At 39.4% G+C, this 20,869-nt stretch carries 13 protein-coding genes; 8 read left to right on the top strand and 5 right to left on the bottom strand.

Annotation, left to right across the window (positions count from 1 at the left end; translation table 11 throughout):
* Positions 1-210: 210 nt before the first annotated feature.
* The gene (locus QDN89_RS13450) at positions 211-1,644 is read right to left on the bottom strand and encodes a phospholipase D-like domain-containing protein (protein ID WP_280770665.1); all 1,434 of its coding nucleotides are present in this window, start codon (positions 1,642-1,644) and stop codon (positions 211-213) included.
* Between the two features lie 524 nt (positions 1,645-2,168).
* On the opposite strand from QDN89_RS13450, the gene QDN89_RS13455 reads away from it, so the two are divergent.
* A complete protein-coding gene (locus QDN89_RS13455) occupies positions 2,169-3,683 on the top strand; it encodes a M14 family zinc carboxypeptidase (protein ID WP_280770666.1) in 1,515 nt (504 codons plus the stop codon).
* A 314-nt stretch (positions 3,684-3,997) separates the two neighbouring features.
* On the opposite strand, the gene QDN89_RS13460 is transcribed toward QDN89_RS13455, so the two are convergent.
* On the bottom strand, positions 3,998-4,345 hold the full coding sequence (locus QDN89_RS13460) for a hypothetical protein (RefSeq protein ID WP_280770667.1): 348 nt from the start codon (positions 4,343-4,345) through the stop codon (positions 3,998-4,000).
* Positions 4,346-4,561: 216 nt separating this feature from the next.
* Entirely contained in the window at positions 4,562-6,184 is a 1,623-nt protein-coding gene (locus tag QDN89_RS13465) for an ATP-binding protein (protein WP_280770668.1), read from the bottom strand.
* Positions 6,185-6,511: 327 nt separating this feature from the next.
* Here QDN89_RS13465 and QDN89_RS13470 point away from each other — a divergent pair, with 327 nt between their 5' ends.
* From QDN89_RS13470 to QDN89_RS13480, 3 genes are all read left to right on the top strand, one after another.
* Positions 6,512-7,780, top strand: coding sequence for a M48 family metallopeptidase (locus QDN89_RS13470; RefSeq protein WP_280770669.1), 1,269 nt, complete (start codon positions 6,512-6,514; stop codon positions 7,778-7,780).
* A 404-nt stretch (positions 7,781-8,184) separates the two neighbouring features.
* On the top strand, positions 8,185-9,345 hold the full coding sequence (locus tag QDN89_RS13475) for a hypothetical protein (RefSeq protein WP_280770670.1): 1,161 nt from the start codon (positions 8,185-8,187) through the stop codon (positions 9,343-9,345).
* 331 nt (positions 9,346-9,676) lie between these two features.
* Complete coding sequence (locus tag QDN89_RS13480; protein WP_280770671.1) at positions 9,677-10,888, top strand: YibE/F family protein; 1,212 nt, start codon at positions 9,677-9,679, stop codon at positions 10,886-10,888.
* A gap of 814 nt (positions 10,889-11,702) precedes the next feature.
* Here the strand turns inward: QDN89_RS13480 and QDN89_RS13485 are convergent.
* Positions 11,703-13,904, bottom strand: a complete 2,202-nt coding sequence (locus QDN89_RS13485) for a bifunctional 2',3'-cyclic-nucleotide 2'-phosphodiesterase/3'-nucleotidase (RefSeq protein ID WP_280770672.1) — start codon at positions 13,902-13,904, stop codon at positions 11,703-11,705.
* 889 nt (positions 13,905-14,793) lie between these two features.
* Here QDN89_RS13485 and QDN89_RS13490 point away from each other — a divergent pair.
* Positions 14,794-16,641, top strand: a complete 1,848-nt coding sequence (locus QDN89_RS13490) for a bifunctional metallophosphatase/5'-nucleotidase (protein WP_280770673.1) — start codon at positions 14,794-14,796, stop codon at positions 16,639-16,641.
* Between the two features lie 150 nt (positions 16,642-16,791).
* Positions 16,792-17,529, top strand: coding sequence for an HAD family hydrolase (locus QDN89_RS13495; RefSeq protein ID WP_280770674.1), 738 nt, complete (start codon positions 16,792-16,794; stop codon positions 17,527-17,529).
* A 108-nt stretch (positions 17,530-17,637) separates the two neighbouring features.
* On the opposite strand, the gene QDN89_RS13500 is transcribed toward QDN89_RS13495, so the two are convergent.
* Positions 17,638-17,997, bottom strand: a complete 360-nt coding sequence (locus QDN89_RS13500) for a putative zinc-binding protein (RefSeq protein ID WP_280770675.1) — start codon at positions 17,995-17,997, stop codon at positions 17,638-17,640.
* 503 nt (positions 17,998-18,500) lie between these two features.
* Here QDN89_RS13500 and QDN89_RS13505 point away from each other — a divergent pair.
* Together QDN89_RS13505 and QDN89_RS13510 are read left to right on the top strand one after the other, a co-directional pair.
* On the top strand, positions 18,501-18,785 hold the full coding sequence (locus QDN89_RS13505; protein WP_280770676.1) for a hypothetical protein: 285 nt from the start codon (positions 18,501-18,503) through the stop codon (positions 18,783-18,785).
* A gap of 267 nt (positions 18,786-19,052) precedes the next feature.
* On the top strand, positions 19,053-20,831 hold the full coding sequence (locus QDN89_RS13510) for a helix-turn-helix domain-containing protein (protein WP_280770677.1): 1,779 nt from the start codon (positions 19,053-19,055) through the stop codon (positions 20,829-20,831).
* The last annotated feature ends 38 nt before the right edge of the window (positions 20,832-20,869 follow it).

The raw sequence follows: 20,869 nt of genomic DNA on the forward strand, positions 1-20,869 counted from the left end.
AAGCCATCATTAAAAGTTCAAGAAAAATTAGTAGCAGGAATATCAGAATGAACTTAGAGCAACAGATGACCGGAAGAACAGTCCCTCTAGTTTGGTAATCGTCGAGATTGGAGCGATTCATCGAAGGGAGAAGGAATGAATCGGTCTAATCGGCGAATTATAGTCGACTTTTTCACTGATCCAAGCCGAATCCCGGCCGATTCCACTCGGTTAATACGTCGTCATTCGTAATGTCTTCTGCATGAAGTAGAGAACATATCGGGCAGAGCTGAGACTATCGCCATACGTGTCGTAATCGACGGTATATTCAGCGTCGTCGTTCTGCCATATTCGCGTGAAATAGTCATCGACTTCTTCAATGAACTCGCTGTTATTCGGTGCAATGAAGTTCAAGTTATTTTCTAAGTTATAGTCGTCCAAGTTTCGTGACGTGTAGTTCGTGGAACCACCGATGACTTGGCTCTCATCTCCTCGTCGAACGTAGATCATTTTAGAATGATATTGCTCTTCATTTACGTTATACCAGCGAATCTGAATGTTGTTGTCGTCACGATTTAAAAGCTCACTCGCAACAGGAATATTTGGTAGGCCAATTTTTTCCTGACCGAAAGCATTTTCGTTTGGGTCGAGAATCAACCGGACGTTCACTCCTCGGTCCGCTGCCTGTTCAATCGCCTCAATAATATGACGATCAGACAAATAAAACATGCCAATCCAAACGTCATCCTCTTCCATTGCTTGATCAAGGGCGTCAATAATGGCGTGTTCAATCTCCCTCTCTGTGACCACTTGAGCTTGAATCGGTCCCTCATTCGACGTGTCTTCCGAGGCAGAGATGTTTGTTGGAAAAAGAGAGTCATCTCCTCCTGAAAACGCCGATACGGCTTTTTCCACTTCAATCATATCTTGCAAAATAGGTCCCGTTACACGAAAAGCAATATTTGAATGATAGGCACTGGCATCGTGTGCGTTCGCTGACAAGTACATGCCACTATTTTCACTGATCACGGCCTTACGATGATTTGCTTTCAAATTCATCACTTTTAAATAAGAGCGAAACGTCACGTCAGGTGAGGTGCTTCCAAGTGCATTTGGAAGCCAACCGGTTCCGGACTGGCCGAACCATTGAAAAAACATCCGCCATATCCCGGAATAAAGCAAGTTAGGATCACGTAATTCTGTCAGATCTGTATAAATGACCTCAGCTCCTAAGTCAGCTAAAGGATCAATATGTTCTGCTTCATGAGAACGGTAAGTCGTGTTGACATGATCTGTAATAATAATCACATTCAAATCTGGATTGTCTTCCATTTGCTGCTTGATTTTTGCCGAAAAATCAGCACTCAGAGAAGGGAAGTCTCGAGATTCATCGGAAGATTCATTGATCATAAACATATCAACGATGAGAAATTCTTCTGCTTCCTCTATAAGAGAAAATACTTCGTCAAAAATAGAGTGCTCATAGATTTCTTCTCCGTCTTGCTCGTATGTAAGGTCATAGATAAACGAGACATCCTCTTCAGCGAGAGAGTGCATGTCACCACTATAGGAAACACCTTCGGGAACATCTTTTAACTGGTGGTAGGCGATAACCGAAACGTAAATAAGTAAGAAGCTAATAAGAATCAAATGTCGTTTTTTCATAGAACTGTCTCCGTTCATCCTGATGAATTATCTTGCTTTTCATCTATATACCCCTTATACAACGAAAAAAAACCGCACAAACCGCAGGAAAACCGCAGGGACGGTTCTTGGGAAACCGCAGGGACGGTTCTTGTGGTCGAAAGGAATCATACGGCAGGTTTAGATAGAAAATTTATTTAATCAGTTCAAAATATAATAGATTGATGAAAAATTAAAAAGGGGAATTATTTTCAATTTATTTACATTTACAACTGGTAAATCATGTGAATGGCAGCAGATAAATCAATCATGGAATCAGAAAGGACTTTCATCCCGGGGCACAAGACGTTGCGCAGGTTTGTTCGTGTTGCTAAAGAGATTGTGTTCGTATAACATTTTCAATATTAAGACAATTTTAAGTTTTAAAAAAGGAGGGACGAACACATAGCTTAGATTGTTTCTATCATAACGGAAAGACATTTCGGGGACATGCTTTTGTCGCGAGGAACTGGTCGTCATTACTTTTACACTTTAGGAGGAATAAGATGCGAAAAATAGTTACAGTTGCTTTGACGTTCTTGTTAGTACTCGTCTTTGCCTTGCCGGTTATTGGTTCAAGTACACCTGGTGGGCCTTTTTTACCTGGAAAAGCAAATCATAACACAGAGGGTTTTATGAGTAATGAACAGCTTGAGAAAGCGTTGAATCAGATTGAAGCGAATTCAAAAGGAACAATGGAGCGTGAAGTTATTGGTGAGACGAATATGGGCTACGAGATTCATATGGCTACGGTCGGGAATGGTCCTGAGACAATCATGATTCAAAACCAGCAGCACGGAAATGAACCGCACGGTGCAGAAGCAGCGATCAATATTTTACGTTTCCTAACATCAGACAAAAAGGAAGCGAAAGAGCTTCGCGAAGAGGTGACGGTGTACATGCTTCCACGTGTTAATCCGGATGGAGCGGAGTTAGGGATACGAACGAATGGTGATTGGAGAGCTCCGAACCATTTTACGTCCCACGGCTTCTTTACGAGTAGTGTACCTGGTTGGGATATTAACCGCTACCACTGGTTTGACTGGGAAGACTCCGCGTTGTTTCAATATAATCATGCCGGTATCTACTCTGAGCAGTTTGGTTTGATTAATGGTCGAAGCTTAACAGGGTCTCCTCGAGAGTATGACGGAGTCGAAGGTAATCTTGTTGATGTCGGATTCGGTACGAGTGACGAGTATACCGATGAAATCAAAGAACAAGTGGAAGGAAATATTGCCCTCGTTTCCCGAGGATCAAACACTTTTACGAATAAAGCTGCTAACGCATATGAAGCTGGTGCGGTTGGCGTTGTGGCGTATAACGATGAACCGGGACTTGCCAGTTATTCAATTTCAAGTGAAATCCCTGTCATGTACACGTTTGAAAAATATGGACAACAACTTACGGATGCGTTAGAAGACGGGGAAGACATCTATGTAGAATTCCAGAACAGCTATCCTGTTAATCCGGTTCCGGAGGCGCAAGCGGTTGTGGATACCTACAAGAAATATGAACCGAAACTGATGCTGGACCTTCATAATCAGTTCAGCTACGTGGATGAAGATGAGCGAGCGGTCACAAGTTCCATTCTATGGCCGACAAATCCTGATGTTCCAGATGATGCTTTAGAAATGTCGAAACAAATGGGTGTTGTCATTATGGATCATATGGAACAGTATGGTTATGCTAATGTGAATAAGTTCCCTGGTGGGGATGCTCCGGAAATTGCCCGAAATGCTTACGGAATTGCCGGATCCGGAAATCTGCTTATAGAAATTCGCGGTCAAACGCAGAGTGAAGTCGGACAGACATCAAACGGCATGCTGACTAGACACGCACAAGAACAGGTGATGAGTGTTATCCGAGCGGCCGGAGACGGTAGCCTTTATGAAGTGGATGCCTCTCGTGCTGATACCGAACTGCCGACGGTAAGAGATAGATACCGTAAATCACTTCCAAGTGAAGAAGAGGCAGAAGAAACGACACCAAGAGATTACGAGGAAGAGGAAGAAGTGGAATAACTATACCGATCGGACGGTTCTTAAAGGGATCAATCGGAAGTTTTGCCACATAAAAACGACCTGGACGTGATAATTGCTCACGTTCAGGTCGTTTTTCGGATGTAGGTTAAGCACACAAAATTTTTGATAGTCCAGAAGAAGGAAGTCGCGGTTTTGATTTTGGCCGTCGTGCAGCGTTTTCGTTCTCATACCATTACCTCATCTTAGTCTATTGCTTAGACTTTCTGAAATCTTGTTCAAATGCGAGCAGACTTTCAAGTTTCTCTGGGCTCAAACCTTCTGCTGTAAACCGTTTTCACCGGTTTGGTCTCTTTTTACGGTGAAAATTGTCTAAATGTCACGCCGATAATTATAACGGCAACGAATTGAGCTACAATGATATAGTAATGCTTAATTGTGATTTGGTCACGTTTATAGTTGCACTTTGGTTTGGCTTTTAATTCGGCAAAGAAACCTAATGAAAGGATGTGAACACTTATAATCATATAAAAAATGCGAATGAAGTTTCCCCAGCCAGTTCGTAAAAATGCATAAAATTGGTCCTCATAAACTTGACCATATATAAAATAAGGAATAAAGGGTCCAAAAAGTATTGGTCCTATAGCTACAAAACATAAAATTTCAATCTGTCTCCATCGTTTTTTAGGCTTACGTGAAGGCATATTCACCTCTCCTTTCAGATAATTACCATACGAAAATAAAGTAGGTAAGGTTTCCTAAAATGATATAGTTTACTGCCTACCCGTCATCATAGGACCTTCCAGGGAAGGGACAAAATCCCACAGTCAAATACAAACAAACTGCCATGCATGAGGTGAAGTACTTCACCTCATGCATGGCAGTTTTCTAAATATTATACCTTTGGTTTTTTGACAGGATCAAACAATAACCGGGGAGGGACAGGAAACACCTGGAAAGGTGATTTGGAAGGTTGTGCCTTTGTGTTTTTCACTATTGACGTCAATTTTCCCTCCGTGTTTATATACCGTACTATAAACCATCAGCATTCCAAGCCCTGTTCCTTCTTCTTTTGTAGAGTAATAAGGATCTCCCATACGTGATACTTCATCTTTTGTCATTCCTACTCCTGAATCTTTTATGAAGATGATAATATTGCCCTTATATTCTTCAATATGAACAGTAAGAATCCCGCCTGTTTCAGACATGGATTCAATACCATTTTTATACAAATTAATCAAACACTGCTGAATTTGATTTTGATCGAAATTATTACACAACCCATTATTGAAATGGAAATCAAGCTTAACTTGATGCAAGTTTGCGTATGCAATCATGATGTTATTTACGTACTCGATTTCTACTTTCAAATTTGAATAAACCATATTTTGAGCTTGTGGTTTGGAAAGTGAAAGGAAGTCGCTCACGATTTTTTCGGCACGGTTTAATTCTTGTAATGAAAGTTCTATATATCCTTTTTCCTTCACATCTACGTTCGGGGAACGATTTAAAAGTTGAAGAAAGCCACTCGTGACCGTTAAAGGATTTCTAATTTCATGTGAGACACTCGCAGATAGTTCACTTATGACACTTAAACGGTCTGATTGAAATAACCTCTCCCGTGTGTTGACATTCTCAGTGATATCTCTGAATTGCCCAAACGCACCTATCACCTTATGATCTCTATAGATGGGTTGAGCATCAAATAAGCAAACAATTTGATCTCCATTTTGGTTGATAAAATTTAATTCTTCGTCCTCAAATTTTTCTTCCTTCTCTAACACCTTTTTGAAAAAATGACCCGTTAATTCAGATTCATAGATGCTCCGTCCAATGACAGATTCTCTGCTGCGGTTAGAAATTTCTTCAGCAAATTCATTAAACTCTGTCGTCACCCCGTGTTCATCTGTGATGACAATTCCATTCCTCGTTCTGCTAAGCATGATTTGATTCATGATATGAAGTTTATGGTTTTGTTTTCTTAGAAGTAACTCTCTCTCAATCGAATCGACAACTTGAGATAACATCGTTATGTATAGTGGATTCTGAAATTTAATGGGCATCATGATACACACACTGCCTAGTAAATTATCATCATCAGTATAATGGAATGCAGCTCCGTAGCAAGCTACTTCATGAAGAAACGTATGATAATGGTGATCTCCAATCAGACTTATAGGTTGACGATGTTGTAAGGCTAAGCTGATGACGTTGGTTCCCGTATCTTCTTGCCTAAACAAGCTCCCACTCTTAATGCCGAATTGTTCCACTGTGAGCTTTATTGTTTCGTCACCTTCCATCTCTAGTAAATACCCTTCAGAATCAGAGATAACGACTAAAATGGGAGTCCCTTCCAAAGACTTTAAAAGTTTTTTCGAGAAAAAACGAACAACCGACAAAATTTCATTGTAAGAATGTCTTTTTTTCTTCATTTCTTGATCGGACAATAGTATTTTCGGAGAAGCGATGACATTTGGATCCATTCCGCTCTCTTTACACAACTGATTAGCTTTCGTAATGAAATGTGGTTCTTCGCTCTTCATTTTTCGCCTCCCTCTCTTATAAAACGCTCATTTATGACTCTATTTTTATCTTAAAGCTAAAAAACGTTCGTGGCAAATGAAAATAAGACCGCGGAAGACCGCGGGGACGGTTCTTGTGGTCGAAAAAGAATCGTCGTTAGCTGACCGAAGGAACCCGTCCCCATGGTTAGTCAAGCATTTGCAGACGAACAACAAAGCCTCCTCAGACTTGCAGGGTCTACCTACTTTTATTTAAAGGCTTCATAAAAAGAAAAAGCTTGAATAATAGGAAAAATAATCATATAGTAAAAAAGTGGTATATTTAGCTAAATTCAAGGAGGTAAGAGTGTGAGGACGAATGAGTCTAGAGAAAAGTTCTATTTTCTCCTCTGTGCGCTAACAAGCGCATTGGTGTATATATTTTCCATATTTACAATTATAGGGATCGGTATTGTTATAGGATTGGTTTTTGTTTTTGCCTTGATGCAAATGTTCATGTTAGGAACAATCAAAGGGAATAGTGTGAAAGTTACTGAAAAACAATTTCCAGAGATCCATCACAAAGTCGTCGAATTATCTGAATCGTTACAATTAAAGAAAGTGCCAGATGTATACGTCATGCATTCAGATGGAGCATTAAATGCTTTTGCTTCAAGATTTGTCGGCAAACATATGGTGGTTTTATACTCTGAAGTATTTGAACTTGCTCGTCAAAAAGGGGAGAAAGAGCTCTCATTCGTTATTGCTCATGAACTTGCCCATATTAAACGTCAACACGTTCTTAAGCAGATGTGGCTATTTCCGGCTCAACTCATTCCATTTTTAGGTCAAGCATACAGTCGTGCGTGCGAATACACATGTGACGAAATTGCAGCAGAAGCCATCGGTGACCGTGAAGCGGCAACTAGGGCTTTAACCATTCTTGGTATTGGAAAAAAACTTTATCGGGAAGTAAATGTGGAGGCCTACCTAGAACAGATTCATTCTGATTACGATGCCATGACGTGGCTTAGCGAAAAATTATCTACACATCCTTTTCTTCCTCACCGAATTCAAGCTATTCATGGCTCTGATTTTCAAGTTAGCAATAGGAAAGTATTTATTGGTATGACTGCTTTTAGTACTTCGGCTGTGTTGATTTACGTGATCTTTATAGCAAGCTTCAGTGGAGCGGCGAAAGCTTATGAACATTTTTTTGAAGAATTTGCATTGTCTACATTTGACGAAGAATGGATGTATGATGAGGATTTACATCCATTAATTCAAGCGACAATCGATAGAGATTTAGAAGAGATGCAATGGCTTCTGGATTCTGGAGAGGACATTGACGTGGTAGATTATGAAGGATCAACTGCTCTTATTTATTCTGTATATCATGATGATGTAGAAGTTGCGGAATTTCTATTGCAATCCGGTGCAAATCCAGATCATGAAGATGTAATTGGCACTGCATTCACGTTAGCCATTACTTACGGTCAAAAAGATATGGCTACATTACTTTACGAAAATGGTGCTGATTTAAACTATGTAACCACGGGTGGAGAATCTGCGCTGTCTTTGTTAAACATAGAGGATGAAGAAGAATTTTACGAAGCAATCGACGATCTCAACTATTAAATTTCAAGCATGTTCCATGGCTAAATAATCTGCCGAGGACATGCTTTTTTTATGAGCGAAGGAGGGGACGGGTTTAAAAGGGTTCAAACGGAAGTTTTAGCACATAAAAACGACCTGAATCAAGTGAAGAAGAGGTAGATAGTGATGCCAAGAGATTACGAGAAAAAAGTGGTATAACGTTGTTATGTCGAGTATACCGGTCACCTTCTACAGGTGACCGTTTTTTCTTGGCTTTACTATCGTTTAAAATTCTATGAGATGACTGCGATGTTACATTAGCCTTATATACCTATTTATTACTAATAATGACAATATTTCATAAATTTATAGTAATATAGATGATTAGAGTGTTCATTCGGTATAATTTAAAACTATTTCAAGTAATGGTAAGGGTAGGTGATGATATGGATGGAAAAACGCATGATTTACAAGAAAGTAAAGGCGACATTAGAATGTATTATTTCATGTGCGGCTTTTTCTTCCTTTCTGGACTGGTGATGATCATTGCTTCCATTTCTATTAAGGAGATGGTAGCTTATCTTTTTTTAGGGGGAGCAGGGTTTGCATTCATTATTATAGGTATTCATTTGGTTAAAAAGGTTAATCAATTGGATAGATTTATAGGATACGGAATTGATGAGGAAGAAGGCGTTTTATGGGATGGTGTTTTCGAAGAAGGAAGAGCACAGCCTGTTGAGACTTTTAAGATACCTATCGAATCTGTCAATACGGTATTACTAGCACCACACGAATTATTTTATTCTCACAGAGCCAGCAACAAAACCTATACATATTATTTTTACGTACCGGTAGTTCTTATTGTATTTGAAGAAAATGGGTTGCGTTATTATTCTCGTGTGACATTTATAGAGGATGAAGATGTGAATACTTGGCTCACTAGAGCACAGCAGGCAGGATTGCAGCTGTATCTGACAGATGAAGCAGTGAATGATCTATATAAAGAGTCCGAAGCTCCTGAGCTTATCGAGTCTGATATTCATAAAAAAGCCTTTACATTTAACGGAAATATTTCTTCTTACATCAACCGAAACAAAAAAGAAGATTACAAACATATGCCGACGTTTAAGAAAGGAGAATCTCGACATTTGGATGAGGATACCTTCGTTTCATTCAAGTGGGGATTCAGGCATATCTTTGCTGTCGGGACTGTTCTTCTTTTACTATCCATGTTGCTTGAGCAATGGTATCTCACTTCAGTACAAAATATGGATTCTGGGGAAGTGACCCTATTCGGGCTCATAGCAGGTGCGTTCGTTCTAGGCGCCAGCCATGTGTTATACGGCTATGCATTGAAACGATTTAGAGGGATTAGTCTTTTCATCGTGTTTAGCTTATCGGTAGCTTCGTATTTTATTGCTTCGGTTATAACGACGATTGTTCTTCCGCTAACAGAAACCCATGATCCTCACATACAAATTTTTCAAGTGTATCTAATTGCATTTATTCCATTAGTTGTAGTATCCCTTATCATCAGAAAATGGAAGCCTGCACACCATCACTTTAAGGTTGAGAAGCAGAAAGAACGTCTCCGCTATTCGTCTTGAGGAAAATAGATCTCTTTCTGAACACTGAAATTGGGTCAACGATATTTCTTCGACTTTCGTTTGATGTTTCCAATGTTCCAATTATTAAGCTTTTCATTCAGACCATTCTAGAAGAGAGTGGTCTTTTCTCATTCGATTCAAACCCAATTTTCTACCTCCCATCATTCGCTAGATTTTGTCGAAATTGCTAGTTTTTATGATATAATTAGACATGCTTTACGACTTTATATTAGTAGTTTTAAGGCGAGTTTATCTATCAAATGTTAAGCATACATACTCTATATAAAACACCTAGATTTGGGGTTTTTTTACGTTGGGAGTTCGGAATGTTATGAAAAAAACGTGGGTCTGTTTCTTTTTATTTTTCGGTTTGTTTTTCATCGTGCCGTCCAATGTTTTTGGCGAGTCCGACGACATCATTTCTGTCCCGGAAACGGATGTTTCATCTGAAACGGTGAGAGGGGAAATTATTGAAATCTTGGAAGACACACCGCAAGTGCAAGAAATTGTAGTGAAAGTGAAACAAGGGGAATTCCAAGGAGAAACTGTAACGGCAAGGCAAACATTATCTGGTAACCCTGCTCAAGATTTTTATTTCCAAGAAGGCGAACGTGTTCTTATATGGATTGAGAGTGAAGATGGGGTCATTCAACGAACGTTAGTGAGGGAGTTAACACGAGATCATTATTTAGGTTATTTAACCGCCTTTTTTATTTTTTCTCTTGTGTTAATTGGCGGCATAAAGGGGATTAAGACGGTTGTTTCGTTAGCACTGACAGCGTTTCTTGTTATTCAGGTGCTCATACCTTTTATTTTAGCAGGACTGCCACCTATTCCTGTGACGATCTTTGTCGCTTCAATTATCGCAACAAGTTCTGTTTTAATTATTAGTGGGTTTAATAGGAAGTCATTAGCAGCCATCATAGGGACGATTGGTGGGGTGATCATTGCCGGAATCCTAGCTTGGGTGATGACGAGGTTAACGAGGTTAACTGGATTAAGTGGCGACGAAACACAAATGCTTATGTATATTCCACAGCAAATTGACTTCGATTATCAAGGGTTATTATTTGCAGGGATGATTATTGGTGCGGTAGGTGCTGTTCTTGATATCGGGATGTCGATCTCTTCTGCCGTCGATGAAGTAAAACGAAGTAATCCAGCTATTAGCACGAAGAATTTAATTAAATCTGGATTGAATTTAGGAAAAGATATTATGGGCACAATGGCAAATACGCTTATCCTTGCTTATACAGGGGCGTCGATGTCGCTTCTGTTAGTGTTAGTCGCTCACAATATTTCTTTTGCTAGGGTCGTGAATATGGATGCCATGTCAACGGAGATCGTTCGTATTTTAGCAGGTAGTATTGGCTTAATCTACGCGATTCCGATTACAGCGATTGTTGCCGGTTTGTTGTATAAAAACGTGGATGTCTTAGAGGAAGAAAAGAAAAAAGAAAAGAAGAAACAAGAAAAACGAGACAAAAAGGAACAACAAGGTAAAAAGACACGGCCCAACAAAGAGAAAAATTCGAAAAAATAACAAAGGAAATGAGGATGTTACCTAAAGTTACTTTTGGGGGCATCCTGTTTTTTGGGGGATGGGGGTATCGTTTTGATGAGATTTCATAAGGGTGGAGATAGGAGATAGGAGATAGGAGATAATGCCGGGTGCGAGCGAGTTGTGATGACGAAGGGAAGTAAGCGAGCGAGATAGTGCCGGACGGAAACGAGTTGTGATGACGAAGGGAAGTAAGCGAGCGACTTAGTGCCTGACGGAAGCGAGTTGTGATGACGAAGGGAAGTAAGCGAGCGAGATAGTGCCCGACGCGAGCGAGTAGCGAAGGCGAAAGGAAGCAAGCAAGCGACATAGTGCCCGATGCGAGTGAGTTGAGATGCCGAAGGGAAGCAAGCGAGGGATATAGTGCCCGATGCGAGCGAGTAGCGAGTCGAAAGGAAGCAAGCAAGCGACATAGTGCCCGATGCGAGTGAGTTGCGATGACGAAGGGAAGCAAGCGAGGGACATAGTGCCCAACGGAAGCGAGTTGCGAAGGTGAAAGGAAGCAAGCAAGCGACATAGTGCCCGACGCGAGCGAGTAGCGAAGGTGAAGGGAAGTAAACCAAACCCTCGAAATAATACCCAACCACACGATATAGTAACCCAACCACGCGATATAGAGTCCAACCCCACCGAACAGGAACAAAATAAGCTACCTGTTCAAGCCATAAACGGATTTTCATAGAAAATGAGCTAGGACATGTTAAGTCCTAGCTCATTATTTCTTACTATTAGTTGTAAGGGGTCTTCCGTTATCTTCTAAAATCCGTTACTTTCTAAACTTCGTCCCCTTCTAAACTTAGTTGTCGTTTAAATCCTCAATAATTTGTTCTGCTTTCTCTTGAAGGTCTGCTTTCGCATCTTCTTCAATATGTCGGTCACTCTGTTTACGATTTAAATGTTTCAAGAAATTATCCATAAACTTGCTGGCCTGTGCATAACGCTCATTACTTTCATGATGTTTGGCCTGTTTTAACGCATTCCCTAATTGATTTTCAAGTGGCCCACTAAGCTCACCTGCATCAACGTAATCGTTCATTACGCCTTTCAATGTTTCTAAATCAGGCTGATCTGTTCCTGATCGCATTTCTTCCGTGAAGTTGTACGTGTAAACCGCACCGTTATTATCATCATCAATTAACTCACCTGTTGCGCTAACGGCTGTTAATCCTAGTTTTTCGATGTGGGCTGCTCCATCGGCAGAACTATTAAATAACACTCTACCATTCGTCTCTACAGGTTTGATCGACCAGTTATAGGACGCATATGGCGTGTAAGCTGTACCTAAATCTTGAATATAGTCCAAGATGACGTATCTGTTTTCGATACTTAGCGCTTGTAATGAATCAACCAGTGGTGCATCTAATCCTGCTAGGTGATCACCACCACCGCCGGCACGGTAGTTATTTGTTGCTACTAAGAATTCCATATCTGACGTGACCGGTTCTCCTTCATACGTTAGATCTGTAATTCTCTCTCCGATTGGCTGTGTGACATCGATTTGGTATTCGACACCTTCAATGACATCATAGTTAAACGCACTAAAACTAGCGAGTAATGATTGATCATCCGTTTCAGTAGGATCAATTTGGTTGAAGCTTTCCGCTGAGCGTTCTAACCATTGATTTAATCCATCACCGTCTACTTCGACGACTTGTAACGTATTATCATACACATAAATATCTGCGAGGTCTCTTACTCTAAGGTCCCCGGCATCAACTTCTGTGTAGCCACCTCTGTATCCAGCTCTAAACGGAGCAGCTGCTGACAATAAAGGCTTATCTTCGTATTCCGTTCCTTCTAAATAATCTTCCGTGAACCATAACTGAGCATCGTTCACTAACTGTAAAACTTCATTATCCATCACTAAAGAGAAAAATGTGTTAAAGCTATCCGCCATTGTTCCAACAGCGCTATCAACGTATTCTAGTGTTCTTTCGTGAACATCTACAATTAAGTCGACGATACCTTGATCAGCTTCGACGTTTTCTACTCCGGTTACTTCTGATTTGGAGCTGACAACCGTCCATTCTCCATTTTCTTCTGTAAGGTCAAGTTGAATCGTACCTAAGTGGCTTCCCCAAGAACCAGCCATGACAGCAGGTACACCATGGATCGTTCCAGCTTCGTCATCGACACCTTCAATGGCATCATACCCAGAATTTTGAGGGAATGTTTGGTGTGCGTGACCCATAACAAGGGCGTCAATCCCGTCCACTTCTCTTGCTAAACTAACAGCAGCGTGCTCTGTTTCACGGTCACCCGTGTTCACACCGGTATGGGCAAGAGCAACCACTAAGTCAGTTTGCTCCGCTAGTTCTGGTACGTATCGTTGTGCTGAATCGACAATGTGTTCTACTTCGACATTTCCTTCAAGGTGAAGGTTGTCCCATTGCATGATTTGTGGAGGAGTAAATCCAATCACACCAATTGTAATCGTCTTTCCGTCTACTTCATGTTCAATGATTTCGTACGGTTGAAATCTGTGTTCTTCTAAATCTGTTCCAGCCTCATACACATTGGCATTTAACCAAGGAAAGTTTGATGTTTCAATGGCATTGTCTAAAAAGTCTAAACCAAAGTTAAACTCGTGGTTACCAATTGATGCTGCAGCATAATCTAATTCATTAAATGCTTTAATAATCGCTTGTGTCTCGCCTTCTTCAAGAGGTTCTACAGTTGCCTCTAGTTCTCCAAGAAGACTGCCTTGAAAAATATCACCATTATCAAATAAGATCGTATTATCGTGATTCGCTCGAATCTGGTCAATCAATGTGGCCGTTTTTACTAACCCATAATCATCTACTTCGGTATCGTTCATGTAGTCATAAGGCATTAGATAAGAGTGAATGTCTGTCGTTGTCATGATCAATAGTTCATGAAGGTCATCGTTCTCATCATGCTCTTCACCGAATGTCACCATTGGTGAAAGGAACATAAATAGTAATGAAAGGATTGCTGCTCTTTTAAAAACCTGAGAAAATCTCCAATTCTGTAACATAAAATACCTCCTGTTTTTTAAATTAACCGAAAAAATAAAGCGCTAGCTTATTCCATTATTTAGTCGGTTTCACCTCCTCAAATAGAGTACATTCCGCTAAAAAACGATAAAGAATCTTTTAAAGAACCAATTACGAGACAAATCGAACAAATTAGTATGTATAGTCAGGTAATTGGTAGCGTTACCATATGTTAACACATATTCTAATCGTCATGAGTAATCCATTTAGACACGCTTTTTTAGTTTTTAAGACCCGACTCTCGTCAAAATTTGTATATTAATGTAAAAATTTTGAAACTTGCTACCTCATCATACATGGGCAGTAACTTTTTCGTTTGCTAGGGCTTTAAAGTATCAAGTGAAACGAAGTGGCATGGCGTTTTTCTGAAGAGGTATATTTTTGAAAGTAGGTACAATACGTCCCATTTCATTCATTTCTTCTTATCATTCGAAAATACAAGACTAATTTCATAACGTACGTATCTAATTGTTCATGCCTTTTCGAAGAGAAGTGCTCATTATGCACGTTAAATTCCATATTTAACCATAAAGAATAGACAGAATTTTGTATTGGAGATTGGTTCTCCGTTTTTAAAGAAGTAACAGAAGGCGAAGGTTTTAGTCGCTGAGGTGGGAGTGAGTGAGAAGGGGAAGACGTTTTTTCACGAACACTATTATTCTAGCTTAAGCTAGAAATTTTTTACGAAGGACCTACAATAGATTGGTATAATTTAGTACGCACGTCATGTGCAGAAGTGCTTAATCCTCTAATTAGTAAGGTTTACGTGAAGACTAAATCAAGCTTACACTTTAAAAGTATTATCTTGGCTATCAGGAAGATAATAGAATCAAAGATTATCCAATACTTATGTTTAAGGGAGGAAATCGTATGATGAAGAATCGATCGAAAGTGTATCAGAAAGTCGTGATGGTTTTAATGGCAGTCATTCTCATGGCAGGGTCATTTGCTAGCTTGTCTCCGGTTGCTGCAAACCAAGGCCATGGAAATGGACAGGCAGAACAAAAGGAAAAGAGTGACGGGGCACCTCATGGCCCGAAGCGTGCTATTGAAGACGTAATTGTTGTAGATTCTACTAGTTTTGAAATTGATTTTGATAAAACATATCCAGAAGGATTGGATATTAATAGAATGATTGATGTAGAAGTGGAGTTAGCTGATGAAACGGTCGTTGAGCCAGAATTAACAGATTATCACGTCTCGTCGGAAGACCGATCACTTGTAACGGTGGAACATGGAAACGACGATCTTGATGGATTAGCAGGTACATTATCTATTAATGGATTTGAAATCGACTTTGATTATGTTGAAGAAGAGGAAGACAGGTTTTCTTTAGATATTTTTCATACGAATGATATCCATTCAAAGATTAATAACTTCGGAAAAATGTCCGCATTTATCAATGAAAAAGGAGAAGAGGCAGATAATCACCTTTTCTTAGATGCTGGGGATATTTTCAGTGGGAATGCGGTCGTTGACTTGCAAGATGGTGAGCCGATTGTGGAGCTGTTAAACGAAATGGGATTAGACGCGATGGCTATTGGAAACCATGAATTTGATTATGGTCAAGAAGCATTTGCTGCGAGAGAAGAACAAGCAGACTTTGACTGGTTAAGTGCCAATATGGAAGTTGTCGATGAAGACATTGCCATTCAACAACCAGAACCTTATCAAATCTATGAGATTGACGGGGTGGACGTAGGAATATTCTCCTTAACACAAAACCCACCAGCAACAAGTCCATCTGGTATTGTTGGACTAGAGTTTCATGATTACGTAGAGACAGCGGAAGAGTATTCTTACTTACAAGATGAAACAGATATCTTGATTGCTTTAACGCATATTGGGAATAACGCTGATAAACATCTAGCGGAGAATGTTGATTTCTTTGATGTCATTATCGGTGGGCATTCTCACACTAGAGTATTTGAAGAAGAGATCGTAAATGGAACGCCTGTTGTACAAGCCGGAAGTGATTCGTTATTTGTCGGTCACTTCAACCTAGAATTTGACGGAACAGATGTGACATTTAATGATTATTATTTGCAAGATGTGGAAGAGCTAACGGACGTTAATCAAGGTGTCCAGGACATGGTTGATGCATACAACGCGGAAGCAGAAGAACTATTAGAAGAAGTTGTAGGTTACACAAATACAGGGTTGTATCGTGATGCACGCTATACAAGAGACACTTCTTTAGGTAATTTCATCACCGATGCGATGAAAGATGCGTTAAATGCTGATATGGCAATGACGAATAATGGCGGTATTCGCGCGAATATTGAAGAAGGTGACATTAAAGCTGCGGACATTTACACAGTTGAACCTTTCGGTAATGAGCTAAGTGAAATGGAGATTACTGGAGAAGATTTAAAAGATGTCATTGAATATTCTTTCTCAAGAAGTAATAGTATTGATCTGCAAACGTCTGGTTTGACCTATACGATCTATACGAATGAAGATGGCGAATACGTGGATGCTGATTTATTTGTAGATGGGGAACCTATTGATGAAAGCGAAACGTATACGCTAGTGACAAATAACTTCATGGCGGAAGGTGGAAGTGGTTACGACTTCTCTGCTGCTGATATCATTCAACAAGAAGCTGGTTACATCACAAATGCGATGTTCCAACTGATGGATGACATCATGAATGCTGAAGGGGCCTTGGATTATGAAGATGGTGAAGGCCGGATTACGATTGAAGAAGCAAATTAAGAAGTCGATTTATCAAGCCCCTTTGAGCGTTTGCTCAAAGGGGCTTGATTTGTGTTTTTCATCAACTATTTTCGTGGAGATAGTTGAGTTGTAATCGTTATTATTGATTGATTTACAATCTTTCGTGTCGTGATATGATAGGAGATAGGAGTGGAAAAGAAAGGGTTGGTGACAGTGGAAACGATTATTTTTGACGTAGATGACACTTTATATGATCAAACGGTCCCTTTTAGAAATGCATTTAGAAAGTTGTTTCATGTCCCTTTTACTGATGAAAAAATAGAGGAAATATACATAGCTAGTCGAAAATATTGCGATGCATTATTTGAAAAAAGCCAAACTGGTGAAATACCCCTATTAGATATGCAAATATATCGTTTAACAGCGGCATGTCAGGAGTTTGATCTACCTGTGAGTGATCAAAAAGCGATGGAATTTCAGAAAGTATATGTAGAGGAGCAACAAAAAATTAAATTATTTGATGAAATGGAAGAACTATTAGATTTGTTGTCTAGAAGAAATAAACAGCTTGCTGTTCTCACGAACGGGGAGGAAGAACATCAATCGATGAAAATAAAGCAGTTAAATCTAGCGAACTGGATTCCTGAAAAGCATTTCTTTATTTCTGGAAAGATTGGACATGCAAAACCAACGAAACGAGCGTTTCAATTTATTGAAGATGAGCTTTCATTAGATCGATCAAAAACGGTTTATATTGGTGATTCCTTTGAGAATGATATCGTAGGTGCCAAACAAGCTGGATGGCATGCCATCTGGATGAATCACCGCAACCGAAAACAATCCGTCGAATCTGTTCATCCGGATAAAATTGTATCTCATCCTAAAGAGCTTTTAGACGTGTTTAGCTCTTTCGTTCCTCCTTTGTAAAATTGTCAGATCTTTCGTGAAGCGTTTTAATAGCGAAAAGCCCATTACTGGAAAAAACAGGATGGGCTTTTCTTTGTCTAGAATAAGGGGTTTTTGGTCGTTGAGAGGTCATACGCCAATGCGTTCCATAATATGATTGTAAGCATTAGTGTAATGAGAAAGGTCAGGGTCTTCGCCTTTGATTTTAGGTACCTTAAAGACAGACAGATCAAAATGGTGCGTTGCTTCTACTTGGTGCCTCGCTAGACAATTTTGAACACAGGACAAGGGACACCCGTCAATTGCAATGATGTTCCGTCCAGATTTCGCTGTATTAACTAGCGGTTTGACATCGCCACCTACTCCAGCAATACAGGACATTTCGGCGATTTTTTCTCGATCCATCTTAATAGCAATCATATTAGCCGTTTGTGCAGCTGAGGAACATCCAGAACATGAATAGACGATTGGTAAATCAGTTCTTTTCAACTTGTTATTCTCCCTTCAACATATAAATTCGATACTTTATGCCTTTAGGCTATCTTAAACGAGGGAAAGGAAAATAAAAGTGAGAGATATCACATTAAGGTGGAAAAAAAAGTCGGTTTCATCTTTACACTCATCATTGTTTTAAGAGCTTATTTTCATTAAATTGAATTTTCGTTTTATATGTGTGTAAGAAGTATGATTATATCAAGGGATACTTACGAGATATGTGTCCAAATGTCCCATTGAACGGAGAAGGTTTTGCTAATATACTTAGATTATTACGAAGGATAGAAAGATCTATGTAAAGAATTAAATGATCTTAATAACTCGCTATTTTTTTAAGGGTAAATATGAAACAATTCTTACCATTGATTTTTAATGAAAAAGTAATATAACGTGGTTTACATTTATATAAATAGGGGTAAGGCAGAAGTAAACTGAAGTGGAAAGTCTTTTATCTACATACTAACAAGATTAGACAAGTAGGAAGGGTGAAGATATTAATGACGAAAAAAAATTCCGCCTCCAAAAGTGCTATGGCAATTAGAAATGAAGCAGGGAAAGGGATCGATATTGTTTCTGCAAAGCACATAGCAAAAGCCCTTAAAAAAGGTGAGAATGTCTTCGATTTATTGGAAACCTTTTCAAACATTATTAAAGTGGAAGATTCGTTCCGAGATATCAAGGAGCCTCATGAAGCATCAGCAACGTATCTTAATAAGCTAAATAATTTTAAATTTACAGTAAACCGGTGCAGTCAACACGGATTTTCTTTTACGCATTACTGATTTTCATTACGTTATGTCATTTCGCTTAAAGTTCTATGGAAAAGCAAATGGAAAAAGGTACTTTAAAACAGGATATGTTCAATAGAATTGTCATCAACCGAAAACAATAATGAAATAAACACGTTAAGTTGTGCGATAAACGTACAATTTAACGTGTTTTTTGGTGTGTTTGAGAGATACCTTGATCTTTAAAAGTGTTTGTACAGAAACGTCCTCTTTCTGATTTTGGTACAATAGACGATAACTAACGATGAAGAGGGTGGCATCTTGGAAACAGAAAAGAAGCTTTTGAGTTTGATTAGTTCTGCACGGGTGATGACATCGACACTGGATTTAGATGAGGTTCTTCATCAAATGATTCGTGAAGTACTGAATGTGCTGGAAGGATCGAACGCCAGTATTTTATTTTTATATGATAAAAAACACAATTATTTATATCCGAAAGCAGCTGTCGGTTTTGATATGAAGTATTTACAACATGCTCATCTCGCACCAGGAGAGGGGATGAGTGGGATCACGTTCCAGGCTCGAAAGGGTCAAATATTTCATTCACATACAGAAACAAAACAAAATATGTCCAATATTAGTGAAGAGGTTAAGGAATTCCACATGTTAGCTCTTGGGGAAAATAAATACCCACAAAGTGCGTTATGTGTTCCACTCCTCGTCAAAGGCGATTGCATTGGGGTACTGACGGTTGATATTTATGATAAAACTGTTCAGTTTGACGAAGAGCATCTGAAGCTTTTAGAAACATTTGGAGCGCAAGCAACGATTGCGATTGAAAATGCCACGTTGTTTTCAAGAAATGAACGGACGAACAAAATACATGAAAAATTATCAAAAGTGGCAGTCTCCCAAGGAGGAATCGCTGAAATTACTAAAAGCCTTGGTGAGTTAATGCAACACGGTGTAGCCGTTTATAATGAATTTTTTGATGTATTGGAAGGTTCTTCTTCTCAAGCGGTGAAAGATGCGAATGATATACGGGGATCACTAGGCGATACGATTAGTCATGTCGTCAGTGAAAATTCGATATCAACGATCCAAGTACCTCTAAATGAATCCGAAGTGGAAGTGGTTTTCTTCCCTGTGAAATCCGATTCGTATACGATTGGGTATTTAACGATCCTTGTTCATGATGAGGCGGAGCTTGACCCATTAGATCGATTCGCGATTGAACAGACGAGTGTTATTTTCGCCTTGGAAATGACGCGCCGAGAACGAACAGCCTTGAATGAATTGAAACATTCCGGATATTTGCTCGATCAGCTTCTCTACAGTGACTGGAATGAGATGGCGATTAATCAAATTGCTAAAATGCCTGACTTTACCTCAATGGACTTGAAGTACGTGATCGCTCAGCTTTCGATTATTAACCCGATGTTGTCGATCAAGCATTTAACAACAGAAAAAAATAGGTTGCTCCGACTGATTTACCACGAAGTATCTAACTACCAGTATAAAACGTTTGTGCTGGATCAGAATTTAGATACGACGTTTTTATTTGCAATTCCAGAAGATATATCAGAAGAGACCATTTACAAAGAGGTGAAAATGATTTTTCAAGCCATTTCCGAACATACGTTAAATGAGTTTGAATTAAGCTTGGCTGTTGGTATCGGACGATCTGTTTCAGATGTGAAAGACGTGAGGGCGAGTCATCGTGACGCTAAGAAGTGTATCGAATATATCCAGAAAAAAGGACAAGCGGGAAGCGTCATTAGTTTTCATCAATTAGGAATCCAAAGGTTGCTTCTGAACACGGAATGGAATGAACTCCAAGATTTTGTAGACGATACGGTTGGACCGATCATTGATAATGACAAACATTACCACACGATGCTGTTCGATACGCTACACCATTATTTGGAATCGAATAACAATATGGCTGAGACGGCTAAAACGATGTTTGTTCATGTCAATACGATTAAATATCGATTGAAACAAATGGAGAATCTTCTTGGTATTGATAAGGTCAGTGGTTCAAAGGCGTTTGAGCTTCAGCTTGGTATCTATATTTACCATTATATAAATAAGAAGTGACGTTGTTTCTATCGTGGTATACGTCGTTTTTCTTATCA

Origin of the sequence: Salipaludibacillus daqingensis, from assembly GCF_029891575.1 — a bacterium.
Lineage (GTDB): Bacteria > Bacillota > Bacilli > Bacillales > Salisediminibacteriaceae > Salipaludibacillus > Salipaludibacillus daqingensis.